The 26,836-nt window shown below is 41.0% G+C and carries 19 protein-coding genes and 1 tRNA gene; 11 read left to right on the top strand and 9 right to left on the bottom strand.

Features of this window, described 5'->3' with window-relative positions:
* Positions 1-122 precede the first annotated feature (122 nt).
* The gene (locus tag BTV98_RS04940; protein ID WP_256713841.1) at positions 123-920 is read left to right on the top strand and encodes a DUF5020 family protein; all 798 of its coding nucleotides are present in this window, start codon (positions 123-125) and stop codon (positions 918-920) included.
* Positions 921-1,026: 106 nt separating this feature from the next.
* Here BTV98_RS04940 and BTV98_RS04935 read toward each other — a convergent pair whose 3' ends face one another.
* A complete protein-coding gene (locus BTV98_RS04935) occupies positions 1,027-2,697 on the bottom strand; it encodes an alpha-keto acid decarboxylase family protein (RefSeq protein ID WP_075103060.1) in 1,671 nt (556 codons plus the stop codon).
* Positions 2,698-2,966: 269 nt separating this feature from the next.
* On the opposite strand from BTV98_RS04935, the gene BTV98_RS04930 reads away from it, so the two are divergent.
* From BTV98_RS04930 to BTV98_RS04920, 3 genes are all read left to right on the top strand, one after another.
* Positions 2,967-3,041: transfer RNA gene (locus BTV98_RS04930), tRNA-Gly, on the top strand.
* Positions 3,042-3,623: 582 nt separating this feature from the next.
* A complete protein-coding gene (locus tag BTV98_RS04925) occupies positions 3,624-6,077 on the top strand; it encodes a hypothetical protein (protein ID WP_058369167.1) in 2,454 nt (817 codons plus the stop codon).
* A 3-nt stretch (positions 6,078-6,080) separates the two neighbouring features.
* Complete coding sequence (locus tag BTV98_RS04920) at positions 6,081-11,915, top strand: RHS repeat-associated core domain-containing protein (protein WP_075103059.1); 5,835 nt, start codon at positions 6,081-6,083, stop codon at positions 11,913-11,915.
* A gap of 474 nt (positions 11,916-12,389) precedes the next feature.
* Here BTV98_RS04920 and BTV98_RS04915 read toward each other — a convergent pair whose 3' ends face one another.
* The 5 genes from BTV98_RS04915 to BTV98_RS04895 all read right to left on the bottom strand — a co-directional run bounded on the left by BTV98_RS04915 (position 12,390) and on the right by BTV98_RS04895 (position 16,085).
* The gene (locus BTV98_RS04915) at positions 12,390-12,659 is read right to left on the bottom strand and encodes a type II toxin-antitoxin system HicB family antitoxin (protein ID WP_058369165.1); all 270 of its coding nucleotides are present in this window, start codon (positions 12,657-12,659) and stop codon (positions 12,390-12,392) included.
* 300 nt (positions 12,660-12,959) lie between these two features.
* Positions 12,960-13,238 carry a peptidylprolyl isomerase PpiC gene (gene ppiC, locus BTV98_RS04910; RefSeq protein WP_058369164.1) on the bottom strand — a complete coding sequence of 93 codons (279 nt, stop codon included), beginning with the start codon at positions 13,236-13,238 and terminating at the stop codon, positions 12,960-12,962.
* 121 nt (positions 13,239-13,359) lie between these two features.
* On the bottom strand, positions 13,360-14,352 hold the full coding sequence (gene rluF, locus BTV98_RS04905; protein ID WP_058369163.1) for a 23S rRNA pseudouridine(2604) synthase RluF: 993 nt from the start codon (positions 14,350-14,352) through the stop codon (positions 13,360-13,362).
* 263 nt (positions 14,353-14,615) lie between these two features.
* Positions 14,616-15,326 carry a hypothetical protein gene (locus BTV98_RS04900; RefSeq protein WP_075103058.1) on the bottom strand — a complete coding sequence of 237 codons (711 nt, stop codon included), beginning with the start codon at positions 15,324-15,326 and terminating at the stop codon, positions 14,616-14,618.
* 114 nt (positions 15,327-15,440) lie between these two features.
* A complete protein-coding gene (locus tag BTV98_RS04895) occupies positions 15,441-16,085 on the bottom strand; it encodes a glutathione S-transferase (RefSeq protein WP_082638040.1) in 645 nt (214 codons plus the stop codon).
* A gap of 312 nt (positions 16,086-16,397) precedes the next feature.
* On the opposite strand from BTV98_RS04895, the gene otsB reads away from it, so the two are divergent.
* From otsB to BTV98_RS04865, 6 genes are all read left to right on the top strand, one after another.
* Positions 16,398-17,339, top strand: coding sequence for a trehalose-phosphatase (gene otsB / locus BTV98_RS04890; RefSeq protein ID WP_075103057.1), 942 nt, complete (start codon positions 16,398-16,400; stop codon positions 17,337-17,339).
* Positions 17,336-18,979: a trehalose-6-phosphate synthase gene (locus BTV98_RS04885; protein WP_058369160.1), complete on the top strand. Its 1,644-nt coding sequence runs from the start codon at positions 17,336-17,338 to the stop codon at positions 18,977-18,979. The genes otsB and BTV98_RS04885 overlap by 4 nt, the downstream gene beginning before the upstream one ends.
* A 98-nt stretch (positions 18,980-19,077) precedes the next feature.
* Positions 19,078-20,172 carry an acyl-CoA dehydrogenase family protein gene (locus tag BTV98_RS04880; protein WP_143505650.1) on the top strand — a complete coding sequence of 365 codons (1,095 nt, stop codon included), beginning with the start codon at positions 19,078-19,080 and terminating at the stop codon, positions 20,170-20,172.
* Positions 20,160-20,978 carry a PIG-L deacetylase family protein gene (locus tag BTV98_RS04875; RefSeq protein WP_058369159.1) on the top strand — a complete coding sequence of 273 codons (819 nt, stop codon included), beginning with the start codon at positions 20,160-20,162 and terminating at the stop codon, positions 20,976-20,978. The genes BTV98_RS04880 and BTV98_RS04875 overlap by 13 nt, the downstream gene beginning before the upstream one ends.
* On the top strand, positions 20,962-21,753 hold the full coding sequence (locus BTV98_RS04870; protein ID WP_058369158.1) for a class I SAM-dependent methyltransferase: 792 nt from the start codon (positions 20,962-20,964) through the stop codon (positions 21,751-21,753). The genes BTV98_RS04875 and BTV98_RS04870 overlap by 17 nt, the downstream gene beginning before the upstream one ends.
* A gap of 63 nt (positions 21,754-21,816) precedes the next feature.
* Positions 21,817-22,488 carry a glycosyltransferase family 2 protein gene (locus BTV98_RS04865; protein ID WP_058369168.1) on the top strand — a complete coding sequence of 224 codons (672 nt, stop codon included), beginning with the start codon at positions 21,817-21,819 and terminating at the stop codon, positions 22,486-22,488.
* On the opposite strand, the gene BTV98_RS04860 is transcribed toward BTV98_RS04865, so the two are convergent.
* Entirely contained in the window at positions 22,483-23,007 is a 525-nt protein-coding gene (locus BTV98_RS04860; protein WP_058369157.1) for a hypothetical protein, read from the bottom strand. The genes BTV98_RS04865 and BTV98_RS04860 overlap by 6 nt on opposite strands.
* 502 nt (positions 23,008-23,509) lie before the next feature.
* Here BTV98_RS04860 and BTV98_RS04855 point away from each other — a divergent pair.
* Complete coding sequence (locus tag BTV98_RS04855) at positions 23,510-24,709, top strand: sugar transporter (RefSeq protein ID WP_075103056.1); 1,200 nt, start codon at positions 23,510-23,512, stop codon at positions 24,707-24,709.
* A gap of 131 nt (positions 24,710-24,840) precedes the next feature.
* Here the strand turns inward: BTV98_RS04855 and BTV98_RS04850 are convergent, their stop codons facing one another.
* Entirely contained in the window at positions 24,841-25,401 is a 561-nt protein-coding gene (locus BTV98_RS04850; RefSeq protein ID WP_058369155.1) for a hypothetical protein, read from the bottom strand.
* Positions 25,402-25,472: 71 nt separating this feature from the next.
* Complete coding sequence (locus BTV98_RS04845; protein ID WP_178379356.1) at positions 25,473-26,801, bottom strand: hypothetical protein; 1,329 nt, start codon at positions 26,799-26,801, stop codon at positions 25,473-25,475.
* Between the last annotated feature and the right edge of the window lie 35 nt (positions 26,802-26,836).

Raw genomic sequence — 26,836 nt, 5'->3', positions numbered from 1 at the left:
TTAAAATTGATTTTTCTTAGAGATAACAGCGCGTTTGGACAGGGTGTTAAAACCGGACTTTGCATGGTCCTATAATTGCGCTTGTAAGGGAAATTAACGACTGTACTTAAGGGAGTAATACTGTGCGTTTTAACTTAATAGCAACAACTCATATCCGTTTAGCTAAAAACTGGCTGTACTATCTACAACCATTGTTTATAGCGGTGGCTACTATTGGTGCTTTGGGTAGTCTAACCTCTACTCATGCCAAGACTTTTTTTACAGATACAAGTATCTCTGCACTTTATGGTACTGATTACGAACTAGCAGAAGATGGTGAGCTGACGACAGTCACTTTAGAGCATGCGTCTGCTCATAGCTGGGGTGGTGTGTTCTTCTTTGTTGATCGTTTGCAAGGTGCAAGCGATGCTAATGGTACTCGCGCTAAAGATATTTATGGTGAGCTGTCTCCAAAGTTTAAGATTTCAGACTACAGCAACGGTCTTATTAAGCAGGTAAACTTAGCAGGTACTTATGAGTTTGGCTCGAATACTAATGGTTTTGAGCAAGATAATTTCTTAGTTGGTATTGGTGCTGATCTAAACATACCAATTGACGATATGAAGTATGCTTCAGCTACTTTATATCATGCTTTCAACGATGACAGTTTTAGTGACGCTGATGATCAACAGATTACTTTAACTTATGGTTGGGAGAAGAGTAACTTCGTCGTTGATGGTTATATTGATTATTCTTTTAATAACGATGATAAGGCAAACCAGCTGCATATTAATCCGCAGATCAAATACAACTTGCAAGAAATGCTGGGTATTGATAATCGCATCGAAGTCGGTATGGAATACAGCTATTGGAAAAACAAGTTTGGTGTTGATGGAGTGAATCAGAGCGTACCTAGCGCTCTAGTTAAATTTCATTTCTAAGCATTGTAAAAAACCGTTATACCGCTTAATAGAAAGTAAAAAAGCCCTGCTCAAACTTTGAACGAGGCTTTTTAATGCTCACACTATAAATAATATATCCAACTACTTAGTCTGCCTTTGGCTTAAATGCTGCGCTGATATCGGCCAACAGCGGCGGGATATCATACTTGTCAGTCACCACCTCCAAAAATACCATTTTATCTGTCGTCGCTGCAGCTGTCTTTAGAGCAGATTTTAACTCTCCCATCGTCTCTGCTTTGAGAACAAGACTGTTTTGTTCATCTGCACCAAAAGCTTGCGGCATCAATTGCCAGTTACACTTAGGAATATCATTATAGTGCTGGTTTTCACCATGAATGGCGCGTTCAACCGTATAACCGTCATTATTGACAAGCACAATGACAGGATTGATACGCTCTTGAATCATCATGGCTATTTCTTGAATGGTCAATAACGCTGAACCATCACCAATGAGTAAGACGCTACGCTTGTCAGGCGATGCAATAGCCGCCCCTAAGCTCGCTGGCAAGGTATAACCAATCGAGCCCCACATTGGCTGACCATAACAAGTCACACCCTCCGGCAGACGTACATCACTGATACCAAAATAAGCAGTCCCCTGATCAGCGAACACTAGATTGTTATGATCCAAATGGTCTGCGATGACATGCCACAAGTCGTCTTGACGGATAGCTTCTTCATCAGTGCCATGTTGTTCATGCGGCTTGATTTCTCTACAAAAGGGTTTTGGCACGATATTGATACCGGAGGTCATAACCTCATGCAAAGCCTGTAGCGCATCTTCTAATGCAATGGGTGCAAAGTTTTGACCACTGATGGTTGCGCGTTCATAATGCAAATCTACGACTGTTTTTTCGTCAATGTCTTGGCTAAAGCCTGCAGTCGTCGTATCAGTATACTGCACCCCAATCTTAATGAGACATTCACAGTTTTCTACCGCATCTTTCACTACTGGACGAGATGCCACACCAGCATACGTGCCTGCCCAGCGATCGCTCTGCTCATCCAATAGAGTCTTACCCCATGATAGCGTCGTATAAGGAATCTCAGTATCAGCGATCAAAGCTTTGAGCCGATCTTGTAGTCCCAAACGATGCACCATCAAATCCGCCATCAAAGTGGTGGTCTTATTCGGTAAAAACGCTTTTAGTGCTTTCTTAAAAGCAGCCAATGCAGCTTCGCTGGTTATATTCTCTGCACTATCGACAAGCTTAGTAGAAGGTGGATAAATAGGCTGACGTGCCACATCCGGTGATAGTAGCAAGTAGCCTGGGCGGTGTTTTTTGAGAGTCACACGAATGACTCTATCAATCTCTGAAGCAGCGTTTTCAACAGTAAGGCGCGCGCGTGCTACCGTTACTGGCTCTACCATCTTGATAAAGTGGTTAAACACACCGTCACCAAGCGTATGATGGATGCGTCGCTTAGAGTCTTGGGTCGCCGTACTAGGCGCACCGACGACATGCAAGACTGGCGCATACTCTGCAAAGGAGCCTGCAGTCGCGTTAATCGCGGACAGCTCGCCCACACCAAAAGTCGTCACCATAGCTGCAAACCCACGCTCACGTGCGTAACCATCAGCAGCATAGCCTGCATTTAATTCGTTGGTATTACCTACCCAGCGTAATTTATCAGAATCAATAACATTGTCTAAAAATGTTAAATTAAAATCACCTGGTACGCCAAATATCTCAGTCGCACCCGCCTCAGCGATGCGATCAAACAAATAGTCAGCGATGGTATACTGTTGGCTCATAGCTCTTATCCTTAAGAATTATATTTATAAACACTAGCAATAATATAAATGGTTGAAAGTAATTATAAAAACGTAACCCAAAATCATTTATCTGATAAAAATCTTTTGGAATACATATTATAAAAAACTGTTATATCATACATTGCTAGTATGATGACATGCCTATTTTATTAAATTTTACTTTTTTTCATAGTGGTTGTTGACAACCTAAAAAAACCGCGTATAATACGCCTTCATCATCTGATGATAGTTAATCAAACGATGAATCAGCGGGATTAGCTCAGTGGTAGAGCATAACCTTGCCAAGGTTGGGGTCGAGAGTTCGAATCTCTTATCCCGCTCCAAATACTTAAAAAGCCTCACTACTCTTTATACGAGCAGTGAGGCTTTTTTTTGTCTGTTTTTTGAGTATTACTGTGGTTTTTGTTTAGAAGATTTATGACAAGTTGTTGAGTAACCATAGGCCGAATGCTTTCAAAAAAATGATGATAATGGTATGAAAGAACATTTTTCTAAATTATATACGTATGAAAAACGAAGCGAAGCTGATACTAGAATTTATACTAATAATCGAAAAGGCTTTAGGGTTTGAATAAGTTGAACACACTTAGAGAAGCTCTACAATTAACGATCAAGAATTTTTTCGGGACGTATCACGAACTCTCATAGAACATGCTGTTGTATAACAAGTACATTACGCTCTCAATTAAATTAGTTTTTAATCTTCGCTAATAACTCTAAGCGATGGATACAAAATAGACATTTCATTACATTCAATACCCTGTATATAATAAAATTGATAATGAAAATTATTATCATTAAATATTGAGTACTCTCTAGTTTATACATCATTTAGGCTTCCGTACCACCCTATTTGATAAACGTAAGAAGTTTTGGCAGTTGGCAAAACTTTAAAGGAGAAATATATGTCAGGACAATATTTTAATTTACCTAAGAGTATTCCTTGGAGACAAATTGCAGTTAGTCCGGATATGATGGATGAAAAATTCTGCAACAAACGATTTCCATTTCCTTGGCGATCTTCAATGGCCATATCAGTTTATGAACCCAAGCCCGAAGAGTTACCTGAGGAGTTATGTGGAGATCAAATCACCTATATTAAGGTTACTACTTCTATAACAGGCTATCAGCCAACCAAAAAAGAAATAGGTTTATTAAACCATATTGTCGGTCCAACTGGAGTTCAATTTCCTGATTTTCCGGAGGAAGGTTTTAGAAGTGTTATAGATCGAATAGCACAAGACTACTTTGCTTGTTATGGAGTTATGCTTAACGTTGCGGTCTTCCCAAGTGCTAACAAAGCTCTATTAGAGCGTAATAGAATAGATTTTTCTAAACTACGAGAACAAGGCGCACCAATCGATGCTCCCCCATTGAAAGTGGGAACCAAGCTAGAAGACCCATACGAAGAAAGCGGGGTAAGCTTTAACTCTGGTCAACCATCTAATGACCTCGTTAATCTTATAACTTTGGCTAACAACACAGATGCTGAACTTGACCTAAAAAAAGAGATGGTTATAGAAATTCCGGATACATCAGGAATAGCTGCTGTAGAAGCTAAAATCATTTATTTAGAAAGTACAGTTGTAAAGATGGAAGCGTTTTCTGCAGATGGTTTGGTTGGTACGAAATCATCAGAGTTGCAACCTAATCAAGTTCATAAACTAATCATTGAAGCAGAAGGTATTCAAAAAGTAGTCATTACTACATTTGAAGGTAAATCCTCACTTCTCGAATTCGCCTATTTTGTATTAGGAAAAGAAGAAGCAACTGATTTAGAGAATTTCCCTCACATCATTGACTTTGAACCTAAGCGCCGTGATCTTTATCAAGCCGCAACTGAAGCTGGTGAAGTTCTTACAGGATCAAGATCCGCATTATCGACAAACAAAGCGCTTACTCATACTGAAAGCACTGAAAACAGTGTTAGCTTTAAGGCTGGAGTGAAGGCCGTTATACCAATTCCAGAATTTCCTATTGGTGTAAATGCGTCTGTTTCAACTAAGCAAACCAATACAGAAACGGATCAGGACCAATGGAGTGTGCAAACAGATGCATCGCGTGAGCGACGAGAAACACAAGGCGCAACAACACAACTCAGTCAAATGTACAACCTATTAACGGGCTATCATGCCGGCACCAACAGAGCCTCGTTTCTCAGTCTAGCGCGTCCTCATGTACTGCAACCAACAGATTATCGGACCTTTGTTCAAGGTCTTCGAGCGATAGAAGGAATGCAGGAATACTTTTTAATTGTTTCTAGGCCGAAAGGAATTAAAGGGCTTTGTATAGAAGCCGCACTTGAAACCGGACATTATCCAGAAAACGCAGTAATTGTCGAACCTCCAGAGGAGTATTACGAAACTCATTTTGATTTTCACGTTCCTACTATGCGAGTGCCCGGCGGAAGTGGATCAGACGCTTTAGGGAATGGCGCAGGTGATGGTAAATGTGAAGATCTTAGTTTTATAAGGCCTTTACCAGAGGATTTTATTGTCGATCAAAGGCAAGAACGAAAAATAAAAGAAGGTGAGGATATTGATTCTGGGTGGCAAGAAGGGCATCCAGGAGTTGCCTTAATTTCTGGTCATAGCGAAAATGTTACAGCTTTGAATTATAGTGTTATAGCGGGAACACTTGTAGTGTCTGCAAAACTTTGTAGTGGTAGAGGTAGTAGTTCTGTGGGTGGTGGAGCTGCTGGGGATCAAGCAATTTTTCAAGATGCTATTTTCCGAGTATTTATGAGATCAGAGCTTCCAAAAACCAGTCACGCAGAGTCTCATGCAGATATAGGAAGCCTATTTATTACTAGTCGTAAACTTTGTACTTGTTTCAAATCAGGAAAATGTATAGAGATTATCCCACCACCTCTTACTCCTCCACCTGCACGGGAAGAAGATCCTGATATTATTGAACTCATAGTCGATGAACCAACGATCAGAATTAACAAAGCATTAATGACTAAAAGTGCAATTCGTCAAAATAGAGCACCACTTGCAAAAGAATTTCTCTCAAAAGTACAGTCCGCACTAACGAGAAGTCACAATAGTATAAGCCGCCATTCATCAGACGACAAAGTAGGGTTTTTAGAAAGTGACTATTTTAAAAATCAGATTAAAGACATTTTGCCAAGGGAATATCTCAAAACCCCTATATCTAAGATTAAGGGACTACCGGAAAGAGTAATAAAGACTTTAGGAGCTAGTCTAACAGTTGATCAGGCTTTATCCATCGACTTGGCGCGATTCTCTCGAAAAACAGGCCTAGGTGTAGAAGAAGCATCAAACGCGAGACGCTTACTTTTGGGTATATCTATACCAGATGATAAAAGCGGCAGGCCAAACAGCAAGGAGCAGTAGATTATGAATACATCTAACTGTTCTAAATTAGAAAATCTTAATGACCAAACTAATAATGAAGATGAAAATGAAGACTATCAAGCTCGCTATATCGATGCAATATTAGAGTGTTTTCCAGCCTTAGCAGAAGAGCTTGCTGCGGCTCAGAAAGAAGGAAGAGACCCTGTTGATGTCGCGAACTTCATTGCAGGTGAGATGAGTCAGTCGAGCAATCCTGCATTGGAAATTGAAATATTAGAAAAGCTGATTCCAATCACAGAAAAGAAACAGCCTGTTCGCGCAGACCAACATAAGGATAACTTGGCCGATGTCGGTGCTGATCCAGTCATGATGTATAAAGGTCAGTTCATTCACAATGTAGATGACATACGTATCAATGGCGCAGGTATTGATTTTGTTTTTAGCCGCCGCTATCGAAATCAGACCATATTTAATGGGCCACTTGGTTATAACTGGACACATAACTTTCACGTTTGGCTAAGGGAAGGCTCATCCTCTATCTTCCTATCTACAGGTGATTTTCGTGAAGAAGCGTATATAAAACATCCCCGTTTCGGCGAGACAATGAATAATGAATTTGATTACTGGATGCCACCGGATGGAAGCCATGGCGTTTTCTTCGCAGAAAATGGCTCCTATGTGCTTCGTCAGCCAAATGGTGTGCGGCAAATATTTGAAGTTGATCCAAAACACAGTTTTTTACACCGGTTGGCAAAAATAGAAGACCGTTTTGGAAATCATTTAACGCTCAGTTATGATCCGGCTACCGACCAATTAAAAGATATTGAAATAAACCATTCGGGAAGATATGTTCAATTTGCTTACGACACGCAAAACCGTATTTGCTATATCAGCGATTATACCAATCGACAATGGCATTATACTTACGACTCTATCGGCGACTTAATTGCAGTTACTTCACCTTTAACAGACCGCTACAAGTGCGGCCCAACAGTTTGCTATGAATATAGTTCTACATTCCAAACTGGAGATTTGCAACATAACTTAACTCGAATAATTGATGCAGCCGGCCAGATATATCTTGAAACAGAATACGGTAGTTCTCCTGAGCTACAGAATTACAACCGTGTCACTCGGCAACGTCAAGGCGGCGGTCAATATCAATTTACATATGAAATCATCGATCAAGTTTTTGATGCTGATTATCCAGCAGAACAGCGACCAACGAATAAAACCACCCTGATTGAAAGAAATGGCCAATCTATATGTCACATATATAATAAGTTTGGAAACTTATTGCAGCGAGAACAGTGTGTCATTGAGAATGGGCTACTGCGAAAACTAATCGAACAGTACCGTTATGATCGAGATGGCAATGTCGTTTCATCACTGAGTCCTGAAGGTGTTTTGACCCAGCATATGTTCGGACGGGATTATTTTACCCGTCATCATCCGTTGATGGAAAATGGAGATATTCCAACAGAGCAATTAACATGGAAAGAGCGGCAAGCTTTTAGTCGTATACTTGCCAAAACTCGCCGTGGCGGCTATGCAAATTTTAATAGTTTTACTCTACCGCAAGGTATATGGGGTAACTTCCCTGACATCCTTAATGGTCACTTCCCTGCAACTATAGATCGAAGCCAAGATATCATTGTCAAAATGACTTATGAGGATGAATTTGGTCAGCTACTCACTATTTCTGACCCCCGATATACCGAAAGTGCTGACCCTGATGCAAACGAATTTCAATCGTATGACGATACGCTCACTAAGTATTCCTACACTGGCCTCACCAAACTTCTTTCAAAAGTTGAATACCCTCAGCCGCACTTGCACAATGGTCAACCACAACCAATCGTTGTTGAACTATTTACCGATTATGATTCAAAAGGCCGATTACTACGCTCAATAAATCCAGTCGGCGTTGTTACACAATGGAGCTTTTTTGAAGATCAAGACGATCTGTCTTTTGGACATTTGCGGCAGATTGTTGTCGATGTCGGCGGTTTTGAGATTACGGTGCGTAATGAGGTAGATGAGCTTGGTCGTATAACTGCTGTTCATGCGCCAAAATCAGTAGCTGCATCTGACGGACGATTTGTGACTCACACTTCATATAACGAGCTCGACCAAGTTATCGAAACAATATCCACAGCCCCATTTAATTTCAGAGCCCAAAAGTTTTATGATAGAACCGGTAAGCTAGAAAGATTAGATATAGATTTAAAAGATGAATTTGGGCAAGCAGAGCTAGGTGGGTCAAGCGTTGTCACCTTTTGCTATGATGAAGAGTTTAACTTAGTTAAGACCACAACAGGAGGTATTGATTTAGACACACATCTAGCCACCAAACATGTTTATGACAGTGCTGGTCAACGAATCCTGACCATTTCACCTAAGGGCAATCAAGTCCGTACTTGTTATAACGAACGACAATTACCAGCCTCTCAAACGACTGGAGCAGGGTCGGAAGATGCAGCCACAACACGGATAGAATATGACGGCGATGGACGAGTGCATCGTTCATTTGATGCTCTTGGTAACCCAACGACATTCGAATTTGATGTATTTGGCCGTGCTATCGCCACAGTAGATGCTTTGGGTCACATCACACGAACTGACTACGACAAAGCCAGTAATGTTACCTGCGTAAGATTCTTCGAAAAGCGTTTCAACGGTTACTTTTTATTATCTCGTAGTGAGACCGAATACGATGAGCTTAATCGTGCCATTCGTAATGGCGTAGATCGCTTTGAAGAACCATTAGGCCCATTTTTATTAAGTCAGCTTGATACCATAATGTTAGATTCACCCAATCCAGATGGTTTAGTCGAAACTGAAACAGTATATGACGCTAATAGCAGAGTTGTAAAAACTGTTGATCCGCTTGGGCGTGAAGTGCATTTTGCATATGATAACCTCGATCGCCCTACTCTTGTTACCGACTCACTAGGCAATCAAACTCTCACTCAATATGATGAGCATAATAATGTCATTCGCACAGATCAGATTGGCAGTGTGCTTGCAGAAGACGACACAGAAATTAGTAAACGATTTTTTGCAAGCAGTTCAACATTCAATGAACTTGATCGTATGACAAATCAAACAGACAGTCTAGGAAATACCACTCGCCTATTTTACGATAGCCGTGACAATATGGTACGACTGATTGATCCACTAGGAAATCAGACGAAATCAACTTTTGACGTTTATAACCGGCTGATTAAATCCACTAATTTTCTAACCGATACTGGCATAGGACCAGTCACACCAGCAGCAATACCAGTGATGACGAAACAAGAATATGATCTTAACAATAACTTGATATCAGTAATTGATGCACTAGGTCGTAAAACCAGATATGAGTATGATGCGCTCGATCGCCGTCGGGCCATCATTTACCCGAATGACAGTAAGATGCTGACTGACTACGATAAAAATAGTAATGTCATTCGTACGCAGGACAATAATGGCTTACAGCGCTTTTTTACACTTGATGCGTTAAACCGTACGATACGCATAGATGTAAATACAATTAATTTATCTACTGATCTCGTAGTTGCTGGAGCAACTTTTGAACGCTATAAGTATGATGGTCTTGATCGCCTAATAATAGCCGAGAATGATTTTGCTATTTGTTCTTTCCGATATAATTCACTGAGCTGGCAATTGCAAGAGACTATTACATATATTGTAAATGAGGCCCCGCTTAAAACTCCTTTCACCACCACTAGAAAGTTCAATGATGTCGGTGCTCTTACAGATTTGACTTACCCTAGTGGGCGCAGTCTACACATAGATCGGGATGACTTAAACAGAAGGACAAACACACAAAACATCGCAAATGGGATTAATTATCCTGGCGACTCAGCATCGATTGATAGTCGTCCAATCGCTCAAATGATTTACGCGGGTCTACAACCTGATCAATGCATTTTTGCTAACGGTGCCAGCACAAGCTATCGACATGATGGTGGTGGGCGCTTGATTGAGATAGCTCACAGTGGACCGAATGCAACGCATTTAATAATCCAATACCTTTACGATGCCGCTAATAATGTACGTATACGAAATGATGTGCTGACAGCTGGCCCCCGTACGGAACGCTTTGCTTATGATTCAATTTACCGACTCGCGCATGAATTTAAGCCAGATACCGCTGAATCCTTTGACTTCTCTAATTTTGGAATATCAAATACGGAACTAGCAAACCCGCTACCCAATCGCCAATCCACTATCACAACTTTGATAGGTGCGTTAGAGCTGCCTCAAGTACCGAAAACCTATGATTATGATCTAGTCGGTAATCGTGATATTGAAAGAACGTCTGATGGCAATATCATCAATTATAATTCCAATCAATTGGATCAATACCCGTCTCGCGGTAACACAAGCTACACCTATGATGACAACGGCAACCTTAAGGATGACCAACAGCGTTTCTCTACTTACGATTCGCTCAACAGACTAGTGCAAGTATGTGCAGATAAAGAATGTATCAATGAAATTGCTGTCTTCTGGCACGATGCGCTTGGGCGGCGTATTCTTGAGCAACTCGGTGGTCATGTTACCCAGTTAGTTTCTGATGGAGATGACGTTATTACTGAGTATCGAGATGGCAACCTCTTTGCACAATATGTTTATGATGATGGTATAGATAGCCCTCTACATATTGCAGCTGAAGGTGCTGAGCATTGGTATCATGCGGACTTAGTAGGGTCGATTCGTCTGCTAACTGATGCTAACGGTGATTCATTTGGAGGTTATCGCTATACGGCCTTTGGCGAGTTAATTGAATTACCGGTTAATGACATTTATAACCCTTGGCGTTACACGGCACGAAGGTTTGATGTTGAGCTTGAAACTTATGACTATCGGGCGCGGCAGTATAACCCTAAGGTTGGTCGATTTGTGCAGCGTGATCCAGAAGGAATGGTTGATGGGACTAATTTATATAGCTATGCAATTAATAAACCGCTAATGTTTAGTGATCCCAATGGTACAGACTCAAGACCTGAGTTTCAAAACTCTCCAGAAAATCGCAGTGAACAAACCAACGAAGCGAGTGAAGAATATTTACAAATTGCACAACGAGATTTGGAAAAACGACAAAAAAGTGATCCTTTAAATTTTAGATCCAGAACACGAAATATAAACAAACCTCCTCACCCGTCACAAATGTATGGAACATATAAAGTTTGGATAAACGATAATTATTTTTATGAGAAATATGAACCATTATTTGAGGTAGAATCAGGTACAAAAAATCATAATGATACCCCTAAATGTAATGCAATAGACATTGGAAGCAATATTACTCGAACTGGTTATAATATTACCAACTTCGCCCAAGCTATTGAATCCACTTCTGTACAAGGTAGAACCTTAGTCTATCTACGGTACAATACGATTAATCATAAATTATATATTGGAGTATCAGGGCCTGGAAAGAATCCTGAATACTGGGCAGCGAAAACAGTTCTTAGCCGTATTAAAGACCACAATGTAAAAGGTAGGAGTAGATACGGTATCGCGAATCCGAGTAGAAATATATATGAGTTCTACGCTCTAGAGTTTGTTGAACCAAGGATGAGAAGTGTAGTGGAAACAGAATATATTTACCGATTTGGTGGCACAAGTACTAGTGGCGGTCCTTTAGAAAATATAAATACACCAATAGAAAGTATTGAAGAATATAGAAGACTTGCACGTCAATTTGGGCGATCTTTTGTTCCTATTCCTGTACCACGCCACACTATACTTGCGCCTAAAAGTCCTAATCCACACTATATTGAAAATCCGACGGTTTGGATACGTAAGGGAAGAACAGTAAGGCCACTTAGACCAGCTATGCTTCCACGCCGGGGTAGGTAAAAGATCGATACATTGATGTCTCAGTATAGTCAAGGCTTAGTCTCTTTATCCATATCTATTCATGCTTATAGTCAAAGCATTCAGCAACATAAATTCGAAAAATCACGTCCATCAATCTTTTAACAGTTCTGTTTTGTCAAAATACCTAATACTTATCATAATTGGTAAGGTTAACAGACCATCCTCAAATGGACTTCAGCGTAGCTTATGACATCTATTTTTACTTTTAGTTCTAATAGCGTCTGCTCATTCCATGTTCCATAGCGATGTACCTTATATCAATACTCTTGTATAAATGCTCTTTCACAACTTGTCTGGCATAAATGGCATTTAAATAAGCAATTTATCTAAATGCTATTTACATTATGAGTACTGATCTATTCAATTTAGCAATGGCTTATAGCAATATGACTGTATCAACTAGTATGAGTTCAATTCTCATCTATTGCACTCATTGGTTATTATTCAACTTTATCAGTAAAGCTCATCTATTTGAACATCGACCGTTGCCCAAGACATACCTTCAAAACCCGGGTCATCTTTATAATTATTACTATCAGTAGGCATAGGAATTGGTTCGCCATCTTCTATCATGCCACTTATATGAAGCACAATAGCTTCTTTAGCATTTTTCAAAATATTTTCATACTCATCACTAGCGGAATAGCAGCCTGCTATATCTGGGATAATAATACCATACGCAGTATTGTTATCGCCTTTTTGGATTGCTATCGGATATTTCATCCTCAACTCCTAATAATTTTAAGTTTATGTATTGGAAAATAAGCAAGTCAGATGGTCAACCCAGCTGTTTTAAAATAATTTGAACGGTATAAAATATAGATACCGCTGATCAAGCTTATTATTTACTAAAGTTTTCCAATATTCTATAACTATCCTTGTCCGATTGAAGTACCTGTATATGTGAGCATAGTTTTTGGCAGGTAGATAAGTATTAACCATAAGAAAAGCCAGACAGCTCAAGTTATCTGGCTTTTTAGGTATGACCTATTATCTGTATTACGAAAGAAAAAAGCCTAACGCTTACGTCCTATAAAGCACTTTAACGACATGCCAACCAAATTTAGTTTTTACTAAATGCGGAGTAAATAGTTCGCCGTTGAAGCAGACTTTATCAAATGCTGGCACCATTTGACCTTTTTTAAACTCACCTAAGTTACCGCCCTTTTTAGCTGACGGGCAGGTTGAGTGTTTCTTAGCCAGCACATCAAAATGGGCACCTTTTTTAAGCTTAGCGATAATATCCTCCGCCAGCTCTTTATCTTTTACTAAAATATGCAATGCGCTAGCGGTACGAGCCATAATGTAAAGCCTTTATAAAATATTAATTATCGGGGTATTATATCACTACTTACCTTGGTCGCTAAACTCACCTGTACGCTCTACTTCATCAAAAGTCATTATCTGACCATTACACATTGAGCTATCGTTTTGAAGACCGCTTAGAGCCTCGGCCTTTTGCAGGACGCTTACCGTTTGTAGCAGGTTTGCCATTGCCACCAGTCTTCTTATTATGACCAGAAGGACGCCCACCTTTAGAACCTGCTGGTTTCCTAGCACCATCTTTAGGATGTTTACTACTCCCCTTTGCCGCGCCTGCTGATTTAGAAGACGCTTTTGATTTTGACGAGCTATTAGTACGAGCATTTTTTTTTGGTGTATTACGAGATTTCTTAGCCGCATTTTTGTCTTGCGAAGAAGAATCTTCTATAGAGTTAAGTAAAACAGACAACTCTTTTGGGGTTAAATCTCGCCAATCTCCAACTGGAAGACCCTTAAGAGTCACATTCATAATCCGCGTACGCTCAAGCTTCACGACTTCATAACCAAAATGCTCACACATCCGGCGAATTTGACGGTTTAACCCCTGTACTAGCGTGATGTTAAATACGGTGGGAGCCACCTTAGTCACTGGGCATTTTTTGGTCATCGTGCCCAAAATAGGCACACCGCTTGCTAAACCCTCAATAAAACTATCCGTTATCGGTTTATTAACCGTCACCAAATACTCTTTTTCATGATTATTACCAGCACGTAAGACCTTGTTCACTAGGTCGCCATTGTTGGTCAAAAAGATTAAACCTTGGGAATCTTTATCCAAACGACCAATCGGAAAAATACGCACCCCGTGTCTAACAAAATCGACAATGTTATTTTTCTCGGAGCTTTCAGTAGTGCTCACAATGCCCACTGGCTTATTCAATACAATAAAAACAAAATCATCTGCCTCTCGCGGCTCAATGAGCTGTCCATTGACTTTTACCGTATCGCCAGCAACCACCTGATCGCCTACTTGAGCACGCTTACCATTGACGTAGACATTGCCTTGTTCAATAAAGCGGTCAGCGTCTCGCCTGGAGCAAATACCGCTTTCGCTGATGTATTTATTTAAACGAGTCGAGGAAGTATTAAACATAAAGTACCATTTTCACCTAGTAAAAAGCCTTTTTTTGCTAAGAAAAAGACTAAATTGAATGGATTATCGTCAGCGAGATGGCTCACATTATATAGGAAATTCAGTACCCATTTTAAAGGAGAGGGCAATCTAGAAATAGATGCATAATCGTACAAATCGAAGTTGTGTCAAAACAGCTTTTTAAGGTTGCTAAAAGTGCAAAAAAACTATACAAATTGAAAGACGTGGGACGGACAAACGAAGCCAATCTCTAGGCAAACTATTCAAAACCCCCCCTCTAATAGATGGGCTGTATTACTCAATTTAAACTCAGTATGTAAGTCATAAAACGTTCCTGGGTCTTCAACATTATTAAGCAAATCGCGTTTATTAAGCGCCACAAACATTGCTAGCGAATAAGCTGGACAATGGATAGACTTCTTGGGATTAAATTCAATATCTGTAAAGGCTTGATATTGCATGACTTCTTCGTGTAACTGAGTGTTTTGCTTTAACGCATTGACATACAGCCAATCATAAAACGCGGTTAATGGCTCTAAATGCCACTCCATACCAAAATCATTGTAACCAATGAGCTCACCAGAGGATTGCAAGCGCTCGTCTTTTTTGGCCTGTCTTGGTGGCACTGTCAGCAAGTCACTATAGGGACCGCCATGTTCAAACACCTTGCTCGCCTGAAAGATGTTTTCAACACTGTGCTGTGCGCCATTATGCTCGTCAGTGAGCTTTAAGCTAAGTGGACTGAGCAAAAAACTGAGCTTATTGCCAGACTTACTAGATAGCTCTAAGACGTGGTTGAATCCATATTTCTTACGAATGACTTGATGCATATCGTTGATGGATTTTTTCTTTTGCCGACTGGCAAACCCCACATGCCGCTCAAACCTAACCATATCCGTTTTTACCAGATTGTCACTGTTGACTCTAGGCATAAATACGGGTTTGTGTTCTACAGCGTCTTGTCTTTGTTCCATAATTTGATTTCTTTATTTCATAACAATGAGCATTATATCAATAGTTTTGTATAAATGTTCCTTCATAACGCTAGCGCTTGCCTTTATCTTGCCTTTATAAAGGAGTATTACTGGTCATGGAAAGACCACTACATCATCCCCTTCTTGCCAAGGCTGATACTTCGTCATCGCTTGTGTAAATACTGGGTGCACCAACCAATGCTGTAGCCAGCGCTGTAAGTTCGGATAAGGCAGACTATAAAAAACCTCGCGATCCACATGAGCGAATTGACGGACAAAAGGCATGATACCTATATCGGCAATGCTTATACTCTCTCCCATTAAATAATGGTTTTTGGCTAACTGCTTCTCTAAAACTTGTAAAAACGCCTCACCCCGTTGTCGATATGCCTCTTGGGTCATCTCAGGGTGACGATCAGCATATTTATAACGATCCAGCCAATGTTTAAATTCATTGTCATTTTCGTCAATCAAGGCATTTGCTTGGTGAATAACTTCTGCATCAAGTAGCCCTTGCGGATCGTTTTGCTTAAGCGCCCATATCATGATCTCTCGACTCTCTTCAATGACTTCACCATCTATAAGCTGTAAAACAGGCACGGTTCCCTTCGGGCTAATCGCTAGCATCTGTGGCGGTTTATTTTTTAATATTATCTCTCGCAGCTCCACTTGCAACTCAGCAAATAAGATACCAAGCCTAGCACGCATGGCATAAGGACAGCGACGAAAAGAGTACAGGCGATGAAGTGAGGAAGTCATAAATATTTTTCGCAATTGAATCTGGATGAATGAGCTTAAAGATGAAGTCTATTATCTTATCATCAACCACATTGTTTGATACATTAAAAGTTTTACACTAAAAAAATTCATACTAAATGACACATTCGCTGTGTCGCAGTGTGAGTCGGTTTGTGGCAGACTTATCACCAGACTTCATCAATTATTATTTTATAAACACATACTTAAAGATATATTCACTTTTAGAGATAAAAGCCTATCTCGTAACAAAATTAAGTAAAGTCAAATTACAACGATCTAATATGATGACTTATCAACTAAAAGGGGAAAAGTGTGACTTTAGCAAAAAACCCTCGTTTAAATATACCACCGGTGTATATCGAACCAAGAGATTTTGCTGATTATCTGACTATTCAGCAGGATTATTGCTTGTTTTTAGATATCGATGGCACGCTTGCTGATTTTACGCTGGATCCAAAAGACAGCAGCATTCCTGATACAACCTTGTCCCTCATAAAAGACATACAAAGCTGCGGTGTTGAGATAGGTGTTGTGACGGGACGTAGCTTGGCTGAAGCAAAGCAAATGCTATCTCCTATACAAGTACCGATTGCAGCCACTCATGGTCTCGAAATAGAATTTGATCGTAATGAAGCTCAAAGTACAAACTACGACAATTCAGATACTTTGCAATTTGATAACACTGAACTTAGCGCTATCAAATTGGCCATTACCCAATCCTGCAAACCTTATAAAGACTTTACCATAGAAGATAAGCCTTATTCCGTCGCTCTGCACTATCGCCAAAATCCTGACTTAGCTGACACAGCGTATGCCATTATGGCAAAAACGGTAAAAAATCATGGCAATTGGACATTGAAACAAGGCAAATATGTTTGGGAGGCGGTACCAAAAGGGGCGGATAAAGGCGCAGCTATTTTGACCTTATTAAAGAAAATACAAACCGATCATAATCTTTGTCCTATCTTTATCGGTGATGATATCACTGATGAGACAGGATTTAGCGCCATACAACAAGAGGATGCCCTAAGCGACAATACATCTATGACCCAGCTTGGTCAGCCAATAAAAGGTATGGGCATTAAAGTAGGTAGTGAAGCCACTTGTGCTCATTACTACATACATGACATTACTGAGGTGACCGCTCTCCTTCGTAGCTTTTTGGCTTTTTGTCAAAACAGGGCCACTCTTTTATCTGAGTCAACCGCTCCTAATGACTTTATTACTAAAAAAACAACGAGATGTCTTATATGAGCCGCTTAATCGTCTTATCTAATCGGGTTAAGATGCCTGATAACAACCCAATGGCAGGCGGACTTGCTGTCGCCCTTCATGACATGCTAATAGGAAACTCAGGCATTTGGATGGGCTGGAATGGTGATATTGTAGACGCTTGTGACGACGGCGCTGACAATGAATTTCGCAGTAACGAACAAGATGCTGCAACCGATGCCGATGTACAAGTGGCGAATAAGAACATCACTTATATGACCACTGCCCTAACGTCTAGACAGTATCAGCATTTTTATTGCGGATTTGCTAATAATGTATTGTGGTTGCTGTTGCACGAGCAAGCCCATCTGATTAATCAAGCGCCAGAAGATTATGCAGGCTATCAAGCGGTCAACCAACTTTTTGCCAAACAATTAAAAAAGATCATTCAACCTGATGATGTCATTTGGGTACATGATTATCACTTTTTAAGTGTGGCATATTATTGTAGGCAGCTGGGCTTAAATAACCGTATCGGCTTGTTTTTGCACATCCCGTTTGCTCCCCTCACATTTTGGCAAAAGCTTGATCAAAGTCCTGAATTGATTAAGCACCTTGCTCATTACGATGTATTCGGTACACAAACTGAGCAAGATAAAGCCAATTGTCTGGCGGTTTTTAACCATTATTTAAAGGACAGCTATCTAAACACCCGTCACTTAACCGGTAGTATGTCAAAAACTGGCAGCATATTAAAAACTGATAATATGCTCAAAAAGCCTTCAAATAAATCTTCACATACAGCACAAAAACTTACGAAGTCCAATCGATCGGCTGGTATGCAGTTGGTACTCAACCTAGACTTAGATGCCCCGCATCGCATAATGATTGATGCTTATCCAATCGGTATAGATGTCGCCAAAATACAACAGCAAGTCATCAACTCATCTTCATATTTATCTTCGCAATATAAAAGACAAATGCCAGAGAAGACTGATATAAAATCAGCCGTTCAACAGATAATCGCGGTAGATAGAATTGATTATTCCAAAGGATTGTTAGAGCGTTTTTCGGCCTATCGCCAGTTTTTGCAGCAGTATCCCGCCTATCAAAATCAGCTAAAATTGATACAAATTGCTTGTCCTAGTCGCTTAGATCTGCCCGTTTATCAGCAGCTTTATGACGATGTTAGACAGACTGTCAATGAGGTAAATCAACAATTTTCACCGATTGGGGTGCAATCAGATGCTTTTAAAATTGACGATGTAAAGGCATGTAATCTCGCTACTTTTGACTCTACAAATAGTTGGCAGGCGATTACTTATAGTGAAAACGTGTTAAGTCATGGAGAATTGATGGCAGCGTTTTGGTACAGTGATATTGGCTGGGTAAATTCGCTCAAAGACGGTATGAACCTAGTCGCCAAAGAATATATTGCCGCACAAAATCCAGATAATCCTGGGGTGCTGCTACTCTCTAATTATGCAGGAGCGGCCGAGCAAATGCAGGCAGCTGTCATCATCGACCCGCACAATCCAAAGAGCATTATAGAAGGTCTAAAAACTGCTCTAACGATGCCACTAAAAGAGCGCAAGTCTCGTTATCAGACGTTATTGCAAGGTCTTTGGCAGTACGATTTACAAGCTTGGCAGCAAGACTTCTTAGAGGATTTATACCGATGATATTTTGTCGGTAGTTTATGACTAATGACATTTAACCCATAGCTAGTCTTTGGGCCTAATCTCAGTAATTGATTTATAACAATAATTAGGGAACCCTTATGCTGGATGCAAAAGTTACTTTATTGCAGGACATTAAAGTCGCTATAAAAGACGTGATGAGTACTGATTTAACGGGTACTGATGATAAAGCGATTGATTCGCCTATCATAACGGACGAATTGCGCCGTGACATATTAAATATCTTAATCACTTATGATGACAAAATCCCGCATCCTGCCAGCGGTATTACCAGTAATGATGAAACCAACTTACGTACATTAGTTCGTTGGCAAGTGCTGGCGTATGTTGCCAGTATCGACTTAACGATTGTAAAGTGGTTTGAGTCGCACTTAGATGCCCTAAGTATCTTGCACGAATTGGGTTATGACAAAGCAATAAAAGGGCTATGTGCAGTTTGGGCCTCAGAGGGTCACCCTGATCCCATACACTATCAGCAAGGCAAAATAAGTGGCACAAAAGCGTGGTGTTCAGGCGCGAATATTGTCAACTATGGCGTAATGACTTATCGAGATAAGCATGGACGCTCACAACTGCTGGTCGTGGATATGCAGCAAGATGGCATTGCGATTGATAATAGTGCATGGCAAGCAGTAGGTATGCAAGCCACTGATACTGCCACTATAACGTTCGATCAGGTAACGGCCGATACTGCTGGGGAAGCCGATGCGTACCTAGAGCGCGTAGGATTTTGGCATGGAGCGGCAGGAGTTGCTGCTTGCTGGTATGGCGCAGCCTCATGTATAGCCACTTATTTAATGCAGTCTTATCAAAAAAAGCCAAACGACTATAAAGCCATGTATTTGGGGCAAGTCAGTACAGCATTAAGTGTGACTCAGCAGTATTTTCATCATGTCGCTCAACTTATAGATACCCAGCCCACGCTGTCCCATGAGTTGGCTATTCGCGAGTTAAGGGCGCATGTCGAGCAAGTCGCTCGGCAAGTAATAGAGAGTGCTGGACAAGCATTGGGCGCGGCACCATTTTGTGGTAACGCGCATTTTGCAAGATTAACAGCAGATCTAAGCGTGTTTATCCGCCAAAGTCATGGCGCGTTTGATTTACAAAAAATTGGCGAGCTATCTAGCGCAACCAGTGATTTAACAGACGGGCAGGTAAATATATGGCAACTGTAATTTCTACTATGGCTACGTCTGAGAGTCATCATCCAATCGTTGGCGATCGTATGATAGCAGGCGATGGCACCAGTATAGAGAGTTGGAAAAACTGGCAAGGGCTACAAAACCTACCTCGGTTAGATATTGCCAAGCGTTTTTCACCAAAGCAGCGGGTGTGCATTTTTGCCCCGCATCCTGATGATGAAATATTGGGCTCTAGTGGTTTGCTACAGCAAGTAGCGGTTAATGGCAATCCTATTATTCTGATTCACGTGACCAATGGCACGCAAAGCCACCCAGACTCACAGATTTATCCTCCGCAGCAGCTTGATATTATCCGTCCAAAAGAAAGCCTAGCGGCGTTAGAAGTATTGGGCATTGCCCACCAAGTGACCATCGTTGCGCTAAATTTGACGGATGGCGATGTGTTTGCCGAACAAGAGCAGTTTGAGCAAAAACTGGCCGCTATTATCCAGCCTGATGATATTTTGGTGACGCCTTTTATGCACGACGGCCACCCAGATCATGAGGCGACAGGGCGTGTGGTCACCGCATTTGCTAAGCAGCGGCATCTAGCGTGTTATCAGGTATTGATTTGGGCATGGCACTGGGCTAAGCCTGCCGACACTCGCATTCCTTGGCATCATGCCGTTAGAGTCGATTTGAACGCTGAGCAATTACAGCTTAAAAGTCAAGCAATTGCCTGTTTTGACAGTCAAATTACCGTTGATGAAAGTACGGGCAACCCCCCTATTTTATCTGCTCAAACCATTGCTAGAATTAGCCAACCTTGGGAAGTTTATCTATATGAGCCACTCACCTAAATCGATGTCATCAGCCGACGTTGCTGATTGTTTCGCCAAAACAACTTTGGACAGTTTTACTCATATTGACAATCGTACTGATGCCTACTCAGAAACGTATTTTGATGCCTTATATAACGACAACACTGATCCATGGGAGTATCAGACCCGCTGGTATGAAAAAAGAAAACGTGATATCTGTCTAGCGTTACTACCGCAGGAGAAATATAGCAATGCTATTGAGTTGGGTTCTGGCAATGGCGTATTTAGCGAGTTATTGGCCCAACGTTGTCAGACTTTGACATGCGTAGATGGCAATCATCAGGCAGTAGCACTTGCCAAACAACGCTTGACGAATCACGCTCATGCTAAGGTGATTCAAGGGATTATTCCTAATACGTTATTAGATTTACAAGATGCGCTGTCAGCAGCCTATCCTTCATCAGAAACAGAGGTTTCGGACGCGCATAACCCCCCTTTTGATTTAATTGTCATTAGTGAGATTTTGTATTATTTATCACCCACTGATATCGACAAGGTTATCGCTTGGTCTCAGCAAAACCTTGCAATAGGCGGTACTATATTGTTCTGCCATTGGCGATATAGTATTGATGGCTTTGTGATGACGGGTGAGACGGTGCATCAACGTCTGCACCAAACCTTTCATACGATAAATGATAAAGAGACGCATCAATCAACGTTTACTCATCAAAGCCAAATTGTAGATCGTGATTTTTTATTAGACGTTTGGCAGCGCTCTCCACGCTCGGTCGCCATGCAAGAAAACCTGATATGACGAATATAATGAAGTATGACGGAGTAAGGCCAGTCGCCAAACAATGAGAGATTTATGGACGATATAAATATCGGTATAGTGATTCCCGCTCACAATGAGGCATCGACTATTAGCGCTTGCCTAGAATCTGTGCAAACTGCCATTGAACGACTCCCCTCGACCATTACCGCATATCCGCTTGTCGTGCTTGATAGCTGCACCGATGGCACTTTCTCTCTTGTCAAACAGGTAGCTGTTAATCATATAAGCTGTGAGTATCGCTGTGTGGGACGGGCGCGAGATATGGGTATTCGACATGCGATTGCACAGGGGGCGACGTGGATTGCTTGTACAGACGCTGACACAGTTGTGACTACAGATTGGCTGGTGCAGCAAGTCGCTCACCTAACCCAACAGTCGACTGATATGATTTGCGGTGTGGTAAGTGTCGATGACTGGACCAACTTGTCACCACAAACGCGGCGCGATTATATTGCTCACTATCAAGACAAGATGGGACATCAGCATATCCATGGAGCAAATCTGAGTTTTAGCAGTCAAGCTTATCTTGACGTTGGTGGCTTTAGTCTCCTACCATGTCATGAAGATGTGGATTTGGTCAAAAAATTTGAGACCCAAGGTTATGCTATCACTTGGAGCAATCGCGTGCGTGTCATCACCAGTAGCCGTATAGATGGCCGAGTAAATGACGGTTTTGCCGCGTTTTTATCGGATTTGGAACAAAGCAATTTATAGTAAAGATTGATAATGCTCACAAATACTTTCTTTGATAACTGCTTGACGCTCTGCCTCATCCAATGTGGCAAACGCTGATGGCAGCCGTAACTGAGCCAAACGTGAGGCTGCACCATGAGACATCCAATCTGCCTCATCACAAGCAAAATCTACCTCTGCTTGTAGGCGATGTTTAGGTAAATGATTGGTGCTATACGCTAATTCATATTTTATCTGCGCGATATCTTCTGCAAATGGCTCATAAGGCAACTCAAGTACCGTAAATAGCTTGGCTAAAAACTCATCGGCTGTAAAATATTTATCTATATAGCTACCATCAAGCCCGAGATGTTTATTTGATAAGACATGACGCAGGCGCTCACAGGCGGGTATGGTGTGCTTTAGAGGGTAACCCATAGTTTTTACAATGTCTTGCGCACGCAGTTCAAGCGTGTCTATTTGAGTGATAGCATATTGTGCTAAAGAATGACGCGGATGATAACGGCGAGTATATTTGGATGGGCTGGTTGAATGGCTCATGATATTGAACACCTTAGATTCCTATAACTCCGACAAAAAAGTATAAAATCAGGCACAAATGAGGATGTCGGAGTACAGGCTCATGCGCTTTACCAGGATTGTTTTATATCGTGCTGGAAGTTGCAAGGTTTGTACATCACCACTGATTGCAATTATGATAATTTGCAATAGCAATTGGCAAGGACAAAGCTGTTAAACCCACGATAATTTGTTGAATGATGATAGCACATCAACTGCTAAGAAATAAATACTGATATGTGTGCTTCTTTTTTAGAATTATTGTTAGTCCGTAACATATAACGCTAAACCACTTATTAACAATCATTAGCAAAAAAGCCCTTTCACTAATGCCTTTGACTTGGTATCTTGCCTCTCCATTCTTATATCGCCAAAGGTGTTTGACCCTACTATTGGCTAACCTTCTTATTGTATTAGAGCGTGTCCTCATTGTTCTTATTTATCGAGTGAGGACGCGCCCTAGCATTTTCTTGTATTGGATCTTATGAAACACAACCTTGAGGCGAGCTCAAATGCTCGCCGGACTCAGTATTTTCAAGTATTCTTGATGGGCGTCAGCGCCTTTATTATGAATACTACAGAATTTGTACCCGTCGCGCTCTTAAGCGACATTGCCCAAGACTTTTCTATCACCACAGCTGAGACGGGCTGGATGCTGACGCTGTATGCTTGGATCGTCGCTGCTATGTCATTGCCGCTGATGCTACTGACCAGTCGATTTGAGCGTAAAAGCTTACTCCTAGCATTGTTTGCAGTATTTATTGCCAGTCATGTGTTATCCGTATTTGCGTGGAGCTTTGATGTACTGCTCATTAGTCGCGTAGGTATTGCGCTATCGCATGCGATATTCTGGTCCATCACGGCAGCGATTGCCATACGTGTGGCACCAGAAGGCAAAAAGGCGCTGGCACTTAGCGTGCTTGCAACCGGTACCTCATTAGCAATGGTGCTAGGTGTGCCTTTAGGGCGATTGGTCGGTCAATGGTTTGGCTGGCGCGCGACGTTTGGCGGTATTGGCGGTATTGCCTTTATCGTATTTGTGCTGCAAATGAGACTGTTGCCAACATTGCCGAGTATGTTTGAAGGCTCATTTAGGAAAATCCCAGAGTTGCTGAAAAACCCATTATTGGTCTGCCTGTATTTGCTCATCCTACTGGTCTTTACAGCGCATTATACCGCCTACTCTTATATCGAGCCTTTTATGCGTCAGGTCGGCTCAGTCAGTGAAAACTCGGCTACTTTCGTCCTGCTACTGTTCGGTGTCGCAGGGATTGCAGGCAGTGTGATATTCAGTCGTTGGGGTGATAGGTTCAATACCAGATTGATGCTGATATCGACGATACTGATGCTACTGTCGATGCTTACCCTTTCGTTTGTCGTAACGTCTATATGGGCACTCAGTCTGAATGCCTTACTCTGGGGATCTGCACTTATGCTACTGATTATCTCCATGCAGGCTAAAGTCATCATGGTCGATTTCAATGCGCAAGACATGCTGATGTCGATGTTCTCAGGTATTATCAATTTAGGGATTGGTACAGGTGCGCTATTTGGAGGTTATGCGGTGACGCATTTATCATTGTCAAGCGTGGGGTATGTTGGGGCAGCTATCGCTGTTATGGCATTGCTACTGATGCTATTTATGATAAAATGCTTTCCTGAGTTAAGTAGAAGACTCGGTTAGCTAAAAGCCCAAAGTTGTAGCTGAAGTTAAATTACAGCAGTCAAAATGCCAGCCACTTAGATGGGCTGGCATTTTTTATAGTTAAATTAAAAAGCGTCACACTTTCACACATGAGACTTTACACCATTCACTTAACTCAGCTCAATTTCAGCAGAAAAGTCAGCCATTAGCTCTTCAAAAAATGCCTTACCTGAGTTTGATAACAAGTAATTCTGTGTAATTGGGTGTACATACATAATGTGACGCTCAACCAAAATAGACTTAATACTCTTAAATAAATCCTCACCCATATTGGCACGTTCCAAGATCTCTTTGGTCTCTGGCATTGCTTGTATCTTATTAAACTCTGCTAGGCTAAGGCCACCATTGGCGACACTGAGCTTCTCTAAACGATAATTGTGTGAAGTGATGTATTTACCTAATAGCAGAAGCAAGCAATAAGCTTTCATCGCGATATCAGTCTTAGCCATATCATGCGCCTGACCTTTGATGATATAGACATAGTCGGCATTGGCAATCAAACTAAAGCCGCTCATCGCATATTGGTTTTTGTAATCACCCAGATTGTCCATGATTTCAGAAAACAAAGCCTCAGTTTCAAACTCACCATGAGAGCCAAGACGTTCTCGATTGATAATGCGACCATTCATTAGGTGATTATATATCTCAACACTTTTATACATATCAACCATCGCTTGCACCTTATTGTATTGTTATCTGCGACATAGCATCTTTAAATTTTATTTTGTGAGGTTTTGGAAGTTTATTTTTGAGATTTTGGGGGTTTATATTGGAGGCTTATATAATCTAAGTAATAGTTATCATCCTCCAGCCGTTGCCTTTGTCTGCTTTGCCGAACACAGCTTTTATTCAATAAAGGCAAGAAGAACTCTAACCCATATAAAGTATCGAGTAGAGAAAAGTCGTCCAATGACTGACGTAAATGAGCGTCTATCAAGTCATGGATATCGTCAATATTTACAGCAGTAGGCAGATACATGGTCAACTGCATAATTTGGTTTTTACGTTTTTGCAATTCATTATTTGGCGGTGTTGGCGCATGAATGATATCCAGCTTCGGTTTTAATGGCTGTTGCTGGATTTGCTCATAATAATGTTTAAACTGCAAAACACTTTTATCTGGATTTCTATCAAATCGTGCAGAGAAACTCTGTTTATGAGCACCTAATCCATCGAAGCATCGCATTGCAGCGATATCCTCTACATCAGGCGTTAGATAAATGTGCTTACGTCCACCATGACGGAAAGCCACAAATGTCTCCATCAGCTCATTGAAGCGCTGCTCAATCGCCATAAAATAACGCCGCTCCTCTGAAAAATTATAAAGATATGCCAGCAATCGGTCTGACAACTCTCGAATATCTTTATAATATGAGGTAATAGCGGTTAATTTGTATTGGATGGCAATAGCAAAAGATTCGTTACCGTCTTGACGATAATGATTAATCAAATTATCCACAGTTTGTACAAAGTTTTGACTATTGACCAGTTGCAAGTCAGGGTTGATAAATTCTAAGCAGGGCTGTACATAACGGTCTTGTAGCTTTTGAGCCAATAAGTAGAGCTCATTAACATTGTGGTGATGCTCACCCGAATCTAATGACTTATATTGCTCCGCAACTTCATCAACCTTATGATGAAGTACACGAATATTTTCTTTGACCGTGGTCAAAATCTGGCTGATTAACTCCCAAAACAGCTGCAAGTTTTCATTATAAGTATCAGAGCCTATCTCACTGCTCATGATTTTTTCCGTAACGCCTAGCATTTGTGTGCGTAGCGACTCAAACTTAGCAAGGCTTAGCTCTTTATTACGCGATACATCCAAAAACACTAGCAAATCATAAACGACTTTTGAGAGTACCAACGAGCCTTTTAGCTTATCACGATGGGTAAATATTCCCCCTTCTAGCAAACTCTGTAGGCTTAATATATTCTTTAAAGAAGCGTCGTCTTGACCGAGTACTCTCTGATTATAAAATCGCACATAGAAAGCTTCTGGAAACTCAAGCGCACCGCCTTGGCTATTGATGTAATCAATAAATTTAAAGAAATCATTTTTGAACTTCAATACCGCACTAATAAGCACATCGCGATTGATTAATA

The sequence above is a fragment of the Psychrobacter sp. Cmf 22.2 genome, assembly GCF_001921745.1.
In the GTDB taxonomy this organism is placed as follows: Bacteria; Pseudomonadota; Gammaproteobacteria; order Pseudomonadales; family Moraxellaceae; genus Psychrobacter.
Note: the sequence above shows the minus strand (reverse complement) of the source record. Positions and strands in the feature narration are given on the sequence as shown.